A 15481-nucleotide genomic window follows, 5' to 3' on the forward strand; every position below is an offset into this window, starting at 1 on the left:
TACTAGTGTAGATGATGGCAGCTTTTATTGTTTCTTCGATTTCCATTTCAAAGACATATATCTCCTATCTCCTTTTACATCGCTTCTTGTTATTCCCTATTTCCCTTCTTAGACATTAATTATTCTGAACATGGGAGATTTTAGAGACATGACGAGCCTTGTTAATCTTATCGTTGTTTATAATCTTGATTTTGAATTTTACCTCTCTTTTATTTCTTCAATCCGTTCCACAGATAAGCCTGTTATTTTACTAATAAAATCAATATCCATTTCATACACTAAAAGATTGTTGGCAATTTCTTCTTCTTTTTCTTTTTCCCTTCTTCTTTTCCTTCTCTTCTTCCTTTCTCTATTCCCTGTTGCTCTGCCATATGCTTTACATCCTCTAACTTTGCCTCTTCATCAAGGATATATTTTAAGCGGGATTGATAAGCAATAATATCTTCCTGAGAAAGACTTAGTTCTTCCCAGACATTGAATGCCTGTAATAAATGTTCGTCCTTCATCGCTAGTTCCTCCAATTCGCAATAAATGCTATCATAAACCTTTTTCTTTCGTGCATCGACCATTCCTAATAATAACAACCAACGAGCTTAAATATCATCCAGTGGCTTCAGAACTCCCCTATGCCATTGTTCAAGAAATTTATTCATTTCAATAAAGTGCACTTTCAAAGCATCATCCTGTATAATTAATCGCTTTAAAGTTTTATCCTCATAAAAATGGAATGTACTGTGATAATATCCGGTTTGAGGAAACAAGTTGAAATTACATGATACCCCATACCCTTTTGTAATTGTGAAGTATAAAGTTGCGCCAAGTAAAATAATGTGCGCTTAAACATATCGTGCTGATTAGAAATAGGACCAACTTCAAGAAGTGGGAAAACTTTTGGGCAATCCTTGTTGTGGGAGTATATGTATAAAGGAAATAGGAACGAATTATTAATAAATATTGATTTGACACTGGCATTCCTCCTTTATACCAGTGAACTACATAGCCTGTTTCATGTTTGTAACCTACTATTCAAGATGAACAGCATACTAAAACAAGACAGCTCATATAATCTTGATTGAGGGGATGATTATGTTGAATAGTCTGTTAGAGAACATTTATCAAATTTCAATAGCAGTCCTACTCTTATGTTCGTTTTTTACTATTAGACTTTTAAAAAAGATTAAATGTGAAAGAACGCTTTCTTTTTTTGAATATGCAATGTATATACTAATTCGAATTGCAATTTTTTTATGGTTATCCAGTTATTTCTTATTCACATGGGGGATATTTTAAATTAAAAAAGCTGCCCTTTATAACATATAGGAGCAGCTTTGTATGTTGTGTTTATTTTTTTACGAAACCTTGCATTTTTTTCTTAGAACAACCCTACCGCATGTCCTTCGTTATCTACATCCATGCGTAAGGCAGCTGGTGCTTTTGGTAAACCTGGCATTGTCATAATATCGCCTGTAAGACAAACTAAGAATCCAGCGCCCAGTTTTGGAATCACTTCACGGATTGTGATAGTAAAGCCCTCAGGACGTCCTAAAAGGCTTGGTTGGTCAGATAAAGAATACTGTGTTTTCGCCATACAAATCGGTAAAGAATCCCAGCCGAATTTTTCGATTTGGGCAATTTGCTTTTTCGCTTGTTCAGTAAACTGTACATCTTTCCCACCGTACACTTTTTGAACAATCGTACGAACTTTTTCTTCAACGGACTCTGTTACATCGTATAAAGGAGAGAAGTTATTTTCTTCTTCTAATACGGCTACTACTTGTTCAGCTAAGGCTAATCCACCTTTACCGCCTTCTTCCCAAACATTTGTACGAGCTATACGAACATGATTTTCTTGACACCAGTTCAGCACTGCTTCTAACTCCGCTTCTGTGTCGGTAATAAATCGATTTAAAGCGATAATCGGTTCAACGCCAAATGTACGAACCGTGTCAACATGCTTAGCTAAATTTTCAATTCCTTGTAAAAGTGCTTCAACATTTTCGCCTACAAGCGCTGTTTTTGGTACACCACCATGCATTTTTAATGCACGGATTGTAGCTACAATAACAACTGCACTTGGTTTAAAGCCTGCTTTACGCGCTTTAATGTTCATGAATTTTTCAGCACCTAAATCTGAACCGAAACCTGCTTCTGTTACAACTATATCAGCTAGCTGGCGAGCCGTTTGTGTCGCCATAATCGAGTTACAGCCGTGTGCAATATTGGCAAATGGCCCACCGTGGATAATGGCAGGTGTTCCTTCAAGTGTTTGCACTAAGTTTGGTTTAAAGGCATCTTTTAATAATAATGTTAAAGCACCTTCCACTTGAAGATCTCGAACGAATACAGGTTCACGCTCAAATGTATAACCGATTACGATACTTGCTAAACGTTCACGTAAATCTTCAATGCTTGTAGCTAAACAAAAAACTGCCATAATTTCTGATGCAACGGTAATATCAAAGCCATCCTCTCGTGGCATCCCTTGTACAGGACCACCAAGACCCACAACAACTTTACGAAGGGTGCGATCATTTAAATCCATTACACGCTTCCAAATAATACGGCGAGGGTCAATGTTTAAAGCATTTCCTTGGTGGATATGATTATCAATAAAGGCTGATAATGCATTATTCGCAGTCGTAATAGCGTGAAGGTCGCCAGTAAAATGCAAGTTTATATCCTCCATCGGTACAACTTGTGCGTATCCACCACCTGTTGCACCACCTTTCACGCCCATTACTGGGCCAAGTGATGGCTCACGTAAAGCAACAACAACGTTTTTATTCAATTGATGAAGTGCATCAGCAAGTCCAACCGTTACAGTTGACTTCCCTTCACCCGCTGGAGTTGGACTAATGGCAGTAACTAATACTACCTTTGCGTCCTCACCATGTGCTGTTATTTTTAGTGGGTCAATTTTTGCTTTGTAGCGACCATACTGCTCAAGTGCATCCTCTGGAATACCTGCATCTTTCGCGATTTCTGTAATAGGCTTCATCACCGCTTGATTAGCGATTTCTAGATCTGATAAAGGTTGATTAGTCGTTGTCATTTGGCATCCTACTTTCTATGTTGTTAATTTCCATTATAGACTTTATTGTGAAAAAAATCATAGGAAGTTATACAAGCATTTCGACAATCAATTGACAACTTTGCTCAATTCATGTATGTTCTTAATGAAAATGCATTTTTTCACATTTTCTCAATTATTTCACGACTTAGTTGATTTTATTCTACTTTCAAGCGCATGGGAGGCGAATGCTTTTGCAACAGGGAATCGTAAAGTGGTTCAATAATGAAAAAGGTTATGGCTTTATTGAATGTGATGATGGAGAAGATGTATTTGTACATTTTACGGGAATCCAGGAGGAAGGCTTCCGTACACTTGAAGAAGGTCAAAAGGTATCATTTGATGTGGTGGAAGGCAATCGCGGTCCACAAGCGTCAAATGTTGTAAAATTTTAAGTACAAAGGAGCTGTTCATTTGATGAACGGCTCCTTTTTTCAAATGCTCTTCATAAATCTTTTAAACTCTTTAACCTCAGCTATTGATCCAATAAAAAGCTCCTGGAAAAACTAACGTTTCCTTCGTTCTATCAGTATCCTTAAGTGTAACCCCAAACGGCCCTTCATTTAATTGACCTAGCGCCATCGTAGCCGCAGTAACTTCGTCATAAAAATCTAAGCGAATATTTGGTAAGTGTAGGGAAATAAACTTTTCTTGTATTTCAGGCTCTGGTAATTGTAATACTTCCCTCCATAGTTTCACTGTGGCTTGCACATCTTTTACATAAAATTGTACAGATTCCATCGATATGGGTTGATCGCTCTTAATGGCTCCATTTGCTTTTAATTGCGCAACACGTTCCTCGTCAGTATCAGCCCACTCAATCAAAAACGGGAAATCGATTTCCAGCCCTGGCTTCCCAAAGTGCAAGAGCTTCCATTTAACTACGGAGCCGTCTGGTCTTGTACGACTACAAGCATCAGGTCCATATACTTCGAAACCAAGTGCACGTAATCGTTGTCCCTCTTCCTTAATGTTTTTTGTACGTAACGCAATTCTTGAAAAACCATAGCGCTCGTTTGTATGTTTAAACGTATAATGTAGTGAATAAGGTAATTTCACTGCATTTTCAAATAATTGACGATCATAGATGGCTATTTGCTCAATATAGTTTAATCCAAAGTAGCTTAACGTATTGAATGTCCCCCACATTGTATGTTGACCACCGTTAACTGTATGGATATTACGTTTATTTAAGAAAATCTTTGTATTCTCTGGTGATTGAACTTGATGAACTAAATGGTCAAAATATAAAGACATGTCTAGCCCCCCCTTTTTTTCTCTATTATATACTTTACCAGTTAGTTTTGTTGGTTTAAAATAAAATTAAGAATATTACAATTATTAAAAATATAAACAGTACCCAGCAAGGAGATGATTGGCACGCTGATGGTTCATCAAAAAGAGATTTTTCATTTCCAAAAATCATTGAAGAGGTGATTAGAATGACAGACAAAGTTGCTGCTTTTAAACAAGCATTAGGAAATTACCCAACAGGCGTAACGGTAGTCACTGCTTGTAACGACGCAAACGAACCTTTTGGCTTAACTGTCAATTCCTTTGCATCCGTTTCTATAGATCCACTCCTTATTTTGTGGTCGCTCGATAAAAAATCACAGCTACATCCATATTTTACAGTAGCTCAAAAGTTTGCTGTTAATGTTTTAGCGTATAATCAAGAGCATCTATGTACACTATTTTCAAGTAAAATTCCAGATCGCTTCGCCCAGGCTAACTGGTCAAGTTCTGTATTAGGTGTTCCAGTTTTGCATGATACTGCAGCCATTTTACAATGTAAAACATTTCAACAAATCGATGCTGGAGATCATACGATATTTATCGGGCAGGTCCTAGAAATTGACAATGCACAGAAGGAACCTTTACTGTATCATCGCAGACATATTGGTGAAATCCCAAAAAGTTTTTATGAATAGGTTATAAGAATATACGCAAAACCAGGATGATTCACCATAATCATCCTGGTTTTTGTCGTTGAGTTGTTCTTTTTTAATTATGTGTGTTTTTAATCCAATTCAAATGATGATCCCCTTCAGATTAAGTAAAAAAGATAGCCGGCTCCCCATACCCTAAAAAATGCTAGCTATAATGTTAAGGAAATATTCCCCGCGACCTAGAAACATCCGTCCGCCTATCATCATACCTTTTACCTTTTCTGTGGAAATCTCTGCTTTTCTAATCTGTTAATTTGCACAATGACACCATCTTGAATCGTAATGTGTACTTCTCCAAACTCCAAATTTTGAATTGCCTTTGCAATTGCCTCTAGTTTTTTGTCATCTACTTTTGCCTGTTGAGTCATCCGATACACCTCTTCTTTTATTTTTTGTACAAAAGAGCCAACGCGTCAATCATAGCCCCTTAACCCTTAGGAGCTCTCCTAGGTTTGACCTATACTATTTTGTTATCGTAGAAGCCTCATTTTGTGCCAAGTCCTCTACCGCTCCCGATAAAAGAATTACGTTTCTTGGAAATAATTCTATAATTCAGAAAACCTATTGTCAATATAAACATTAGAAAACTTAGTTGTTTACTAAGAAATTAAGAAAAATGAGGCTTATCTATTAGTTATGCCAGTTAGTATCAACTCATTCTTCATAGTCAAAAAAACAAAAATAAAAACTGTGTAGAGTCTATTTTACCTCTACACAGCTTTATCATTTTATAAAAGATCTATTAATGCTTCTGCTGTCTTTTGTTTGCCCATAACCTTTTTCGGTTCACCTTTAGCCGGTACAATCCAGTGAGGTTCATCGCCACCATATAAAGATTGCGAGCTGTTAGCTACCATAAACTGAGCGTTGGCCGATTCCATTCGTAGACGTGCACGGGACATTAAAAATTCCTCGTCATCTGTTGCCTCAAGTTTAAAGCCCACTAATGTAACTTCCGGATTCCACGCTTTTATTTGACCTAATACTTTAGGTGCCTTTTTAAAGTGGATGATTGGTGGTTCGTCAGATGGCATTTTGCCTGCCTCCTCCATTAGAGTCCCAGACTGGTCATACACTTTATCAATGAGCCAATCAGAACCAGCAGCAGCCATAATGACGATATCCACATGCTCTTCTTGAACAGCATGTCGAACTTTCTCGCCTAAATCTTCAATGCCTTCAAATCGAATGGTACGCATTTTATCTTTATTCGTTGGAAGCTGAGCGAAATAACCATGCATATACAATACGTTTGCCCCAGCCGCTAGTGCCGCTTCCGCTAAATAACAGCCCATCAATCCTTTCGATAAATTCGTATGCCCACGCACACGATCCCATTTTTCAAGTGTTCCCCCACTTGTAATGAGTACGGTCTTCCCTTGTAATGTCCCCATACACTCACCTTTTTTCTAATCAATTTCGCCTTGGCGTAATTGCGTCCGGATTTTGAATTGTGCCTAGGCCTGCACGAGGGCCGACACGATGTCGGTCATTTCGGTAATGCCACAGGACGTGGCGTTTTTACCGATGCAGGTCAGTTAGCCGTTTTCGCAGGATGCAAAGGTTTTAGGCTAACATCCTTGTATTCATTCCTTTAAAAATCCGTGACATCCGCCCGAGGCTTTAGGCCAACATGATGTTGGTCACTCAGTCGTTGCCACAGTACGTGGCGTTCTTATACTGAGTTCCTCTATTTCAGTGGGTGTTTGGACACCCATTGAAAAAGTAATCAAAATTGCATTCATCTCACCACCTTTAGAGGTGGGAATCTTCTTCTGAATGAAGATAAATATACAAATACTATTTTAGCGTAATGCTATGTTATGCTTCAATGCTGTTTTTATAGAGAAAGTTGCTATCCTTTAAGACTTACAAATAAATCAATTCCTATTTTGCTCTTTTAACCAAGAACTTAGTATTTCCGCAAATTTTTTGGTCACTGGTGATGCATGGTGTTTCATTGCAATTCCAATTGTCCGATAGCCACCTTGTTTTAACGGTATAGCTTTTATCGTAGGCGGCAAATTATTCGTCACTAATTTCGGTAAAATACTAATTCCAAGTTGGTGGGAAATCATCGACGTGATTCCTACCTCTTCAGATAGTTCAAAACGAATATTTGGCTTCACGTGATATTGCTCTAACAGTACTTTTACATCATTTGTTCCTTTATGTGAAGTCATGATAAATGGCATGTCTTCTAGTTCCACAATATCAATTTCCGCTTTATTATAAAGCGGACTTTTATCAGAAACTATACACAGCAACGGATCTTGCTGTAGTTCGATAAACTGAAATTGCTTCGACTTTTGACCATTTAAAAATCCTGCATCCACCTCTCCACTCAATAGCCATTGTTCGATTTCATAATAATCTCCCTCGCGTAATTCAACTTGTATACCAGGAAATTGATTTTCCATAATTCGAATAATTTCCGGCATCCAGTTTGACGATATACTTGAAATTACACCTATTCGCACTTTCCCTCGAGTAACACCGAGTATATGTGCTGCTTCTTGCTGCAACAGTTCCTCTGCATCGAGAACATGTCTCATTGACCTTAACATTGCGTCTCCTTCACTTGTTAATGAGACACCCGCTCGACTTCTGTGAATGAGTGCAAAGCCGAAATCCTTTTCTAAACTTGAAACAGCATGACTTACAGCAGATTGAGTTAATCCTAATGCCTCCGCAGCTTTTGTAAAGCTAGCTACCTCAGCCACTTTATTCAAAATCTCATATTTAACTAAACTCATTGTCTTGTCCTCTATATACATGAATTTTTTTAATACTGATTATTATAAACATTCGTTTTACTAATCACAATACAAGAGATATAGTAAATTTTAGGTTATAAACTGTTTTAGTACACAGAATGTAGGTGAGCATAATGAGTATCCAAGGAAAAGCAAATTTATTAATGGTTATAGTGACAATGTTTTGGGGATTATCTTATACCTTTATGGTTATGGGGCTTGAAACATTGGCTGTTTATAATGTGGTAGCATTGCGTTGTATCATCGCATTTTTGGCAGCAGGAATCATCTTTTACAAACGCATGATTAAGGCCGATGCTAAAACTTTAAAATATGCGGCTATTCAAGGCTTTATATTATTCATTGTGTTCGTTCTAAGCCTATTTGGACTAGAAACAACTTCGGTATCAAATGCTGGCTTTATTTTAAGTCTAACAGTTGTCTTAGTACCTATTATCAGCAGTTTTATTGAAAAGAAATTACCTTCAAGAGCAGTTAGTTTTGCGATTGTTTGCACTATGATTGGGATTACAGTTTTAACTGCCCACGGTTCATTTACCTTTCAAAAAGGGGATATTTTAATAGCCCTAGCTGCACTCGGATATTCGATTTATTTACTGTTAAACAGTACATTTACGCGTAACGTTGAATCCATTTCATATGGCATTTACCAGCTCGGTTTTGCTGGATTATATGCACTCGTATTAACATTCATTTTTGAAACACCTACACTTCCAAATACAACGACTTCTTGGATTGCTATTATTGGACTCGGTGTCATTTGTAGTGCATTTTGTTTCGTAGGTCAAACTGTTGCACAACAGTTCACTTCTGCTACACATACAGGACTAATATTTTCCTTAGAACCAATCTTTGCAGCGATGTTCGCCATGATGTTTTTAGGAGAAGGATTAACGATAAAAGTATTAATAGGTGGTAGCTTTATTCTAATTGGTAACCTTGTTGCTCAATTCGAGCAGCTTCATGTATTACGCTTTATAAAAAAACATGACCACAAAAAAGCGATTCATTAAATCAATTTTGAAACCATTCTACACAAATAAACAGAGTGATGCATGTGCACTCACTCTGTTTTCCGTATTGTACTAAGCAAATATTCCCTATTATGTGAATGAAGATGACTTTCAATCACCTTTCACTAGATTATGTCGTCATAGGTTCAATTGTAGGCTCAGCAAAAACTACGATGACACCTTGTTCTACGAGATGAGAATAATAAGCTGTTTGTCCCTCTGTCAGATCAAAACGCTTTAATCCTTCCGTCACAGCCGATTCACCGGTAAACCAAGACTTAAATTGATCCACCCAGTTCCCTGCCTCATGGGTTTTAACATTAATAGCCCATTCTACATCCTCAAATTGGCTTGGATCCTTTGCAATAACATGAATGTCCTCTATTTGATATGCTTCTAATCGCATACTTTCTAAAATATGAAGCATTTCTTCCCTTGTATGGGCCACTTCAATTTGTGGGTTTTGTTCATTTATCATGTTCAATTCCTCCTAACTTGTATGGCTTACTAAGTATCTACCCTTCCTATTCAAAAAAAAACATATTTTGCCCATTCTTTTCCGAACTGTAATATATGTTATTTCTTTGTGATTTATGTCTATCTTTTGAAACAACCATGTGAAACAATAAAAAAAAAGACAATGGAAATGCATGAGCGAGTTTCCATTGCCTATCATTTATTTCTGGTTATTAGTGTCCAAGGAAGGCCTTTAACATCCATGTATGTTTTTCAAGGGACTGGTACATAGCATTCAGTAAATCCTCTGTTCGATCGTCCCCTTCTTCTGCTGCAAGCCCCATTGTTGAATGTAAAGCTTTCATAATTTTTTGGAAATCTGCAATGGTTGTAGCCACCATTTCCTCCGTCGTCTCATTACCAGTCGCTTCCTCGATAAAGGACAGCTCAAGATGTTCTTTTAACGTAGCAACTGGTTGTCCATCCTTCGAAAGAATGCGCTCTGCAATTTCATCTAGATTTAAGGTTGTTTCATTATATAATTCTTCAAATTTTGCATGTAGTGTGAAGAAGGCATTTCCTTTAACATACCAATGATAATTGTGCAATTTCGTATAAAGTATAGACCATGTAGCGACAAGTTTATTTAATTGCTTGTTTAAGTTTTGTGTCATTGTTTCTCCTCCAATGTGCCAGTTATTCTAACCATTAGTATGCGTAGCAAAGTATATTTGCTATACACACATTTTTTACCATTAACACAAACAATTTATAAAAGTCATTTATCATACAAAATCAAAACATCTTCCCGTGAGAAGATTTGCCTTACAAAAGGAGGCAACTGCAGTTCCACAACAATTTCACACAATAAGATTTCATCATTAGGACGTTAGAAAACTTACAACAAACCTAAAAATAGATTGGCAATTTGTCTCTCTACACAATTAGACTATTTAAGTTCCTTTCGAATTTCTCTTATCTTTTCCACTGGAAGCTTTGCAACTTCAGCAATCCACTCATCTTCAGCACCCTTTTCAATTAAACCTAAAATTATTTGTTTCATGCCACGCTCGATTCCTTGTTCGATTCCTTGTTCGATTCCTAACTCAATGCCCTCCCGCCTCTCTAATTCCAATACTCCAGCAAGTGTCGGTGGTAAATCTTCTTTATATTGATGCAACATTTCTTCCTCCCCTCTAATTTCCTCTTTTACATCTCTTATAAGTTGCTCAGTCATAGCTCTTGGTAGTTTCAATAAATAATCAATAAAGTAAAGTAACGCATTTACTTCTGTTTTTTCAACATTTTCTAATGACCATACTTCTCTTAGTAAAGTTCTTTTGTACGCACTACGAAGACTCATTTCATTTTTTGTACGATTCAAATAAAGAGATGCTAGTAATGCTTTACTGAGTAGCTTCGTTGACTTTTTCAATTCTTCTTCATCAAAATCAGATACAACAAATTTATTAAAAGTGTACATTAATTCTGTACCATAATACTTTTCATGATACCAGTTCGTGCTTTTTGTACTCTTATCCGTAAAAATAGCAATAGCCACAATCTTCTTTCCATATCGATCCCTAATACGATAGAAATACTCAAACATACGCTTCGCAAAATGCATTTCATCTCCAGCTTGTATTTCCGTATGGACAAGAATCCATTGCTCTTTCCCATTTTTTAAATGAACCTTCGCAATTTGATCAGCTATTTTGCGCCCTTGACGATGCTCAATAATTTCTTTGAAAAGCTCCTGTTGCAAAAATTCTACTTGCTTCGAAAAATCTACCTCTAAGTGTAATTCTGGCAAAAAGAACAACAAAAAATCTTCAAACAAATCCGCAATTAACTTCTTCCATAAATTATCTTGATTCACTTGGCTAAGTCTATATACATCTGGTTTTTCCCACACTAACTGCTTTATAACTTCATTCCTCCTCCCTTCTTTCCATCCATTATACCCAACACGAACATAAGTTTCTACTTCGTTATTCTATTTTTAAAAATATTTAAACTATTCTCTATAATTATTTCACTTTCCGAAATAGTTTCGTTATAATGGAGACACTTACACATAAGGGGTGTTTATTGATGGAAGTATTACGAAAAGATGTACCAGTAGAAGAAACATGGAATTTAAAAGATTTATTTGAAAATGATGCGGATTTTGAGCCTGTTTTAGCTCAACTTGTAGAGGATGCACTAAGCTTTGAACACAAGTATCAAGGTACAATTACGGATGCGCAAAAAGTAATTGAAGTTTTAACAGCTTTTGAAGCATTACAGAAAAGCATCGTCCCTATTGGCACTTATGCAAATTTAAATATTCAAACAGATCTTACAGATGATGTAGCGCAAATGCGCTCTGCCAAATACAGTACTGCGGTGGGTAAAATAAGTAGCGCATTTTCTTTCGTACGCAGTGAATTACTAGCACTAGACGAGGCAATTTTACAAGAAGCCACTGAGTTGAGTCCTATTTACAAAGTTTATTTAGAGGAATTGTTAAAGCAAAAGCCTTATCAGCTGCACCCTGAAGTAGAAAAGGCATTAGCTGCATTTAGCTCAACTTTTAAAGCACCTTATGAAACATATAATACGACAAAGCTTGTTGATATGCATTTTGGACAGTTTGAGGCAAATGGTGAAAAGCATCCATTAAGTTTTGTATTATACGAAAACAACTGGGAGTTCGAGGCTGATACAAACGTACGTCGTGCTGCATTTGAAGCATTTTCTAGTAAGTTACGAGATTATCAGCACACAACTGCAAAAATTTATAACACACATATTCAACAAGAAAAAACAATGGCAGATTTACGTGGCTTTGACTCTATCATTGATTATTTATTGTTTGATCAGGATGTTGATCGATCACTTTATAATCGTCAAATAGACCTTATTACTAAAGAGCTTGCGCCTCATATGCGCCGTTACGCAAAGCTTATTCAACAAGCGAACGATATCGAGAACATGACTTTTGCAGATTTAAAAATAGCACTAGATCCAGAGTATGATCCAAAATTAACAATGTCGGAAGCAAAAGAATATGTTGAGAAATCATTATCGGTTATGGGCGATGATTACAAGAACATGATTGAAAAGGCATTTAACGAGCGCTGGATTGATTATGCAACAAACAAGGGAAAATCTACTGGGGCATTCTGTTCAAGTCCATATGGTAATCACCCTTATATTTTAATGTCTTGGAATGAACGTATGAATGAGGTATTTACGCTTATTCATGAGCTAGGACATGCAGGTCACTTTGTGAATGCACATGCCCATCAATCTTATTTTAATAGTCGTCCTTCGTTATACTTTATCGAGGCACCATCAACAATGAATGAAATGCTTCTAGCCAATTATTTATTGGCCCATAACGAAGATCCTCGTTTCAAACGTTGGGTTATTTCAAACATTGTGTCCAAAACATACTATCATAATTTCGTCACACACTTACTAGAGGCAGCATATCAACGAAAAGTATATGAATTAATTGATGCCGGTGAAGCTGTTAATGCTTCGGTTTTAAATCAATTAAAACGTTCTGTCCTTGAAGATTTCTGGGGCGATACTGTCGACATTTCTGAAGGTGCAGAACTTACATGGATGCGTCAGCCACACTATTATATGGGCTTATATCCATACACATACAGTGCTGGCTTAACAATTTCTACACAAGTATCCAAGCGTATCTTAAAAGAAGGTAAGCCGGCGGTAGATGAGTGGTTAGCCGTCCTTCAAGCTGGCGGTACGAAGTCACCTGTAGAGCTAGCTCAAATGGCGGGTGTCGATGTTACAACAGACCAGCCGCTTCAAGATACGATTGCTTACATTGGTCACCTCGTTGATGAGCTTGAACGATTAACAACAGAAATGGAAGCTATCAAAAGCTAAACAAACCTTAGAACCATCTATGCTATTTATAAAGCGTAGATGGTTTTCTTTTTTTAGTTCTAAGTTGGAAAATATGTTCATATAATAGAATCAGGGCGTCCATTTTTTGATATTTCTAAATAGACAATCATTTTTCTTCATACAAATGTACCGTTATTATTAAGTAGATGCAATTTATTTAGCAAAATTCGACTAACAATTTTCAAAGGAAGTGTTTCTAATTATGGTAAAACGTAATGATCCATGCCCTTGCGGAAGCGGCAAAAAATACAAAAAATGTTGTGAAGGCAAACAGCAGGTTACAGTAGAAACTGTAGCAATCGAAGAATTAGAACGTGTACTACAAACATTTTACTTAGAATATCCAGAACGCAAAGATGTTCGCGCTTATATCGAGCATGTAGGTACATGGCAGCCTAAATTAGAAAGCGTACTACAAAGAGAGCTAATTGAAGCAATCGCGTTAGACGACTTCTTCTTCCATCAGGAGCCATCTATTTGGAAAGGTTACTTAAAGAAAACAAAGAAAAAAGCGGTAAGACCTTCTACTGTAAAAGTGTTAGAAGGCTGGTCACAACCTCGTCTATTTATTGGTTCTGTGTCTGTTGTAGAAGAAAAATATTTCAAGGCTACACATGTGTTATCAAATGAAGAAATTTATATTCGTCGTGAAAATGACAAACCAATCCCTGAAGGTATGCATGTCTTTGCATTCATCTTACCGGATGGTACAAAAAAATCAGAGCATTATTTAGCTGTTTCAACGCTGATCTTCTTCCCGGAAGATCACGCGAAGGTGTTTGAGCAATTTAATAAAAAATTCGAGGCTTCTGAGAAGAAGGTTGGCGCATTCTTAAAAGAAGAGCATTTATCCTTTTGGGAGTTACTTGTGTCAAACGGTTATAAAGGCGAGGAATTCACGAATTTTGAGAGCAATGTAATCACACAAGTGAAAGATTTCCTTGAGCAAAATGATCGTGAAACAGCTCCTATGTTAGAGCTTTTAGAAGACTACTTAATTGAAGGACAACCATCTGCGCGCAAAGAGGCTGCGATTGCTGCTGGCGCGATTCGATATGGTCAAGAAAAAGAGCTGTTCGAGCCGCTATCATTGACAGTAAAAGAAATTGCAGCGACATTCGATATTTCAGCTTCTTCTCTCACAAAATACTACCAAGACTTAAGTACCTATGCTGCAACTAAATAATACTTAAAATTATATTGCGCTACACGCTCAGATTTTAGAGTGTGTGGCGCATTTTTGTTACCATAGAAAAAGCTACATTTGTCGGTAGTGAAACAACAATAAAGTAGCTTATTTTACGGTATCCAACCATCACCATTTTAATTGAGTAAAAATTTTTTCATTAAGCTTTACTTTATTTAAACATAGTCCATTTAGTCCTATGATTACTTCAAAGACATTTTTGCAATATGTGAAAACATTATTTACTATATACCTTCATGAGTTCTTCACCAAGAAATTGTAGTCGCTCTCCTATTGTGCAGGCTTCAATACAGAAGCGATGAGCTCCAGATTTACCACGCTCTTTTCGTAATTGCTTGATCACTAAGCAATCAGCACAATACATATCATGTAGTTCATCAATATCTTTCATAACCGTCACTTTATCCAATTTGAACTCTCGCTCCTTTCACGTCCAAATTTCGCTTCTTACTATTATGAAGTGAACATTTTGAACAAGCAACTATTTTGTTTATCCATATTTAACTTCAACTAAAATATTGTGAAAAAGCACTATTGATGTACAATTAATGTAAAATCTAAATCAAAAAGTAGGGATTTTATGTTAGAAGTTTACATTGATGCTGCTAGTGCAGGAAACCCTGGCCCCAGTGGTATCGGAATATTTATTAAAGGAGAGGGCCACCATATACAAATAAGTGAGTATATAGGACAGACCAATAACCACATCGCCGAGTTTACTGCATTAGTACGTGGACTTGAGGAAGCACTCAAGCTTAGTTCAAACCTAGTATCAGTGCGCTCTGATTCAAAAATTGTTGTAGCCTCTATGGAAAAAGAGTATGTGAAAAATGAGGAATTTAAACCTTATCTTGAGCAGGCACTTACACTTGTAAGTAACTTCGATTTATTTTTTATCAAATGGGTTCCAGATACGCAAAATAAAGCTGCAGATGCACTTGCACGTAAAGCAATTCAAAAAGAAAAAAATTAAACTTCGGGGACTGTCCCTTGTCTTAAACCAAGAGCCGGTCTCCTTCCTTTATCCACCTTCACTTTATTTAGATACTTAATATCCACCAATATTTCATTTTTATCATCTTCAA

General features: G+C 36.7%; 17 protein-coding genes. 7 read left to right on the plus strand and 10 right to left on the minus strand.

All coding sequences use genetic code 11. The features are described 5' to 3' along the window. Positions 1-278: 278 nt before the first annotated feature. Complete coding sequence (locus ABE34_RS19520; protein ID WP_197229836.1) at positions 279-506, minus strand: hypothetical protein; 228 nt, start codon at positions 504-506, stop codon at positions 279-281. Between the two features lie 574 nt (positions 507-1080). Here ABE34_RS19520 and ABE34_RS25260 point away from each other — a divergent pair. Beyond that, positions 1081-1290, plus strand: a complete 210-nt coding sequence (locus ABE34_RS25260) for a hypothetical protein (RefSeq protein WP_430982173.1) — start codon at positions 1081-1083, stop codon at positions 1288-1290. Between the two features lie 82 nt (positions 1291-1372). Here the strand turns inward: ABE34_RS25260 and ABE34_RS19525 are convergent, their stop codons facing one another. Continuing rightward, positions 1373-3052 (minus strand): formate--tetrahydrofolate ligase, encoded by a 1680-nt coding sequence (locus tag ABE34_RS19525; RefSeq protein ID WP_197144111.1) that lies wholly within the window; start codon positions 3050-3052, stop codon positions 1373-1375. Positions 3053-3264: 212 nt separating this feature from the next. Between ABE34_RS19525 and ABE34_RS19530 the strand changes: the two genes are divergently transcribed. After that, on the plus strand, positions 3265-3465 hold the full coding sequence (locus tag ABE34_RS19530; RefSeq protein WP_079560081.1) for a cold-shock protein: 201 nt from the start codon (positions 3265-3267) through the stop codon (positions 3463-3465). Between the two features lie 76 nt (positions 3466-3541). On the opposite strand, the gene ABE34_RS19535 is transcribed toward ABE34_RS19530, so the two are convergent. Beyond that, positions 3542-4327: a VOC family protein gene (locus tag ABE34_RS19535; protein ID WP_197144112.1), complete on the minus strand. Its 786-nt coding sequence runs from the start codon at positions 4325-4327 to the stop codon at positions 3542-3544. A gap of 185 nt (positions 4328-4512) precedes the next feature. Between ABE34_RS19535 and ABE34_RS19540 the strand changes: the two genes are divergently transcribed. Next, positions 4513-5001: a flavin reductase family protein gene (locus tag ABE34_RS19540; protein ID WP_197144113.1), complete on the plus strand. Its 489-nt coding sequence runs from the start codon at positions 4513-4515 to the stop codon at positions 4999-5001. Positions 5002-5231: 230 nt separating this feature from the next. On the opposite strand, the gene ABE34_RS19545 is transcribed toward ABE34_RS19540, so the two are convergent. The 3 genes from ABE34_RS19545 to ABE34_RS19555 all read right to left on the minus strand — a co-directional run bounded on the left by ABE34_RS19545 (position 5232) and on the right by ABE34_RS19555 (position 7775). Beyond that, entirely contained in the window at positions 5232-5387 is a 156-nt protein-coding gene (locus ABE34_RS19545; RefSeq protein ID WP_197144114.1) for a YezD family protein, read from the minus strand. Positions 5388-5747: 360 nt separating this feature from the next. Beyond that, positions 5748-6413 (minus strand): phosphopantothenoylcysteine decarboxylase, encoded by a 666-nt coding sequence (locus tag ABE34_RS19550; RefSeq protein ID WP_197144115.1) that lies wholly within the window; start codon positions 6411-6413, stop codon positions 5748-5750. A gap of 486 nt (positions 6414-6899) precedes the next feature. After that, positions 6900-7775: a LysR family transcriptional regulator gene (locus ABE34_RS19555; RefSeq protein WP_197144116.1), complete on the minus strand. Its 876-nt coding sequence runs from the start codon at positions 7773-7775 to the stop codon at positions 6900-6902. Between the two features lie 134 nt (positions 7776-7909). Here ABE34_RS19555 and ABE34_RS19560 point away from each other — a divergent pair, with 134 nt between their 5' ends. Next, positions 7910-8809: a DMT family transporter gene (locus ABE34_RS19560; RefSeq protein ID WP_197144117.1), complete on the plus strand. Its 900-nt coding sequence runs from the start codon at positions 7910-7912 to the stop codon at positions 8807-8809. A 130-nt stretch (positions 8810-8939) separates the two neighbouring features. Here ABE34_RS19560 and ABE34_RS19565 read toward each other — a convergent pair whose 3' ends face one another. The 3 genes from ABE34_RS19565 to ABE34_RS19575 form a co-directional block, all read right to left on the minus strand. Beyond that, complete coding sequence (locus ABE34_RS19565) at positions 8940-9287, minus strand: general stress protein (protein WP_197144118.1); 348 nt, start codon at positions 9285-9287, stop codon at positions 8940-8942. Positions 9288-9498: 211 nt separating this feature from the next. Next, a complete protein-coding gene (locus ABE34_RS19570) occupies positions 9499-9939 on the minus strand; it encodes a Dps family protein (RefSeq protein WP_197144119.1) in 441 nt (146 codons plus the stop codon). A 275-nt stretch (positions 9940-10214) separates the two neighbouring features. Further along, positions 10215-11144: a hypothetical protein gene (locus ABE34_RS19575; RefSeq protein ID WP_206700837.1), complete on the minus strand. Its 930-nt coding sequence runs from the start codon at positions 11142-11144 to the stop codon at positions 10215-10217. A 215-nt stretch (positions 11145-11359) separates the two neighbouring features. Here ABE34_RS19575 and pepF point away from each other — a divergent pair, with 215 nt between their 5' ends. Beyond that, entirely contained in the window at positions 11360-13168 is a 1809-nt protein-coding gene (gene pepF / locus ABE34_RS19580) for an oligoendopeptidase F (protein WP_197144121.1), read from the plus strand. Between the two features lie 223 nt (positions 13169-13391). Then, positions 13392-14375, plus strand: coding sequence for an SEC-C domain-containing protein (locus tag ABE34_RS19585; protein WP_197144122.1), 984 nt, complete (start codon positions 13392-13394; stop codon positions 14373-14375). 238 nt (positions 14376-14613) lie between these two features. Here the strand turns inward: ABE34_RS19585 and ABE34_RS19590 are convergent, their stop codons facing one another. Continuing rightward, positions 14614-14805, minus strand: coding sequence for a zinc-finger domain-containing protein (locus ABE34_RS19590; protein ID WP_197144123.1), 192 nt, complete (start codon positions 14803-14805; stop codon positions 14614-14616). Between the two features lie 171 nt (positions 14806-14976). Between ABE34_RS19590 and ABE34_RS19595 the strand changes: the two genes are divergently transcribed. Next, positions 14977-15369: a ribonuclease HI family protein gene (locus ABE34_RS19595; RefSeq protein ID WP_197144124.1), complete on the plus strand. Its 393-nt coding sequence runs from the start codon at positions 14977-14979 to the stop codon at positions 15367-15369. Positions 15370-15481 lie beyond the last annotated feature (112 nt).

It is taken from the genome of Lysinibacillus sphaericus (genome assembly GCF_015844675.1).
Classification (GTDB): domain Bacteria; phylum Bacillota; class Bacilli; order Bacillales_A; family Planococcaceae; genus Lysinibacillus; species Lysinibacillus sphaericus_E.

Excerpts from the sequence above, each read along its gene's own strand:
- pepF (WP_197144121.1), top strand. The coding sequence starts at position 11,360 with ATGGAAGTATTACGAAAAGATGTACCAGTAGAAGAAACATGGAATTTA.
- ABE34_RS25260 (WP_430982173.1), top strand. The coding sequence starts at position 1,081 with ATGATTATGTTGAATAGTCTGTTAGAGAACATTTATCAAATTTCAATA.
- ABE34_RS19535 (WP_197144112.1), bottom strand. The coding sequence starts at position 4,327 with ATGTCTTTATATTTTGACCATTTAGTTCATCAAGTTCAATCACCAGAG.
- ABE34_RS19550 (WP_197144115.1), bottom strand. The coding sequence starts at position 6,413 with ATGGGGACATTACAAGGGAAGACCGTACTCATTACAAGTGGGGGAACA.
- ABE34_RS19565 (WP_197144118.1), bottom strand. The coding sequence starts at position 9,287 with ATGATAAATGAACAAAACCCACAAATTGAAGTGGCCCATACAAGGGAA.
- ABE34_RS19555 (WP_197144116.1), bottom strand. The coding sequence starts at position 7,775 with ATGAGTTTAGTTAAATATGAGATTTTGAATAAAGTGGCTGAGGTAGCT.
- ABE34_RS19585 (WP_197144122.1), top strand. The coding sequence starts at position 13,392 with ATGGTAAAACGTAATGATCCATGCCCTTGCGGAAGCGGCAAAAAATAC.
- ABE34_RS19545 (WP_197144114.1), bottom strand. The coding sequence starts at position 5,387 with ATGACTCAACAGGCAAAAGTAGATGACAAAAAACTAGAGGCAATTGCA.
- ABE34_RS19540 (WP_197144113.1), top strand. The coding sequence starts at position 4,513 with ATGACAGACAAAGTTGCTGCTTTTAAACAAGCATTAGGAAATTACCCA.
- ABE34_RS19560 (WP_197144117.1), top strand. The coding sequence starts at position 7,910 with ATGAGTATCCAAGGAAAAGCAAATTTATTAATGGTTATAGTGACAATG.
- ABE34_RS19595 (WP_197144124.1), top strand. The coding sequence starts at position 14,977 with ATGTTAGAAGTTTACATTGATGCTGCTAGTGCAGGAAACCCTGGCCCC.
- ABE34_RS19570 (WP_197144119.1), bottom strand. The coding sequence starts at position 9,939 with ATGACACAAAACTTAAACAAGCAATTAAATAAACTTGTCGCTACATGG.
- ABE34_RS19525 (WP_197144111.1), bottom strand. The coding sequence starts at position 3,052 with ATGACAACGACTAATCAACCTTTATCAGATCTAGAAATCGCTAATCAA.
- ABE34_RS19520 (WP_197229836.1), bottom strand. The coding sequence starts at position 506 with ATGAAGGACGAACATTTATTACAGGCATTCAATGTCTGGGAAGAACTA.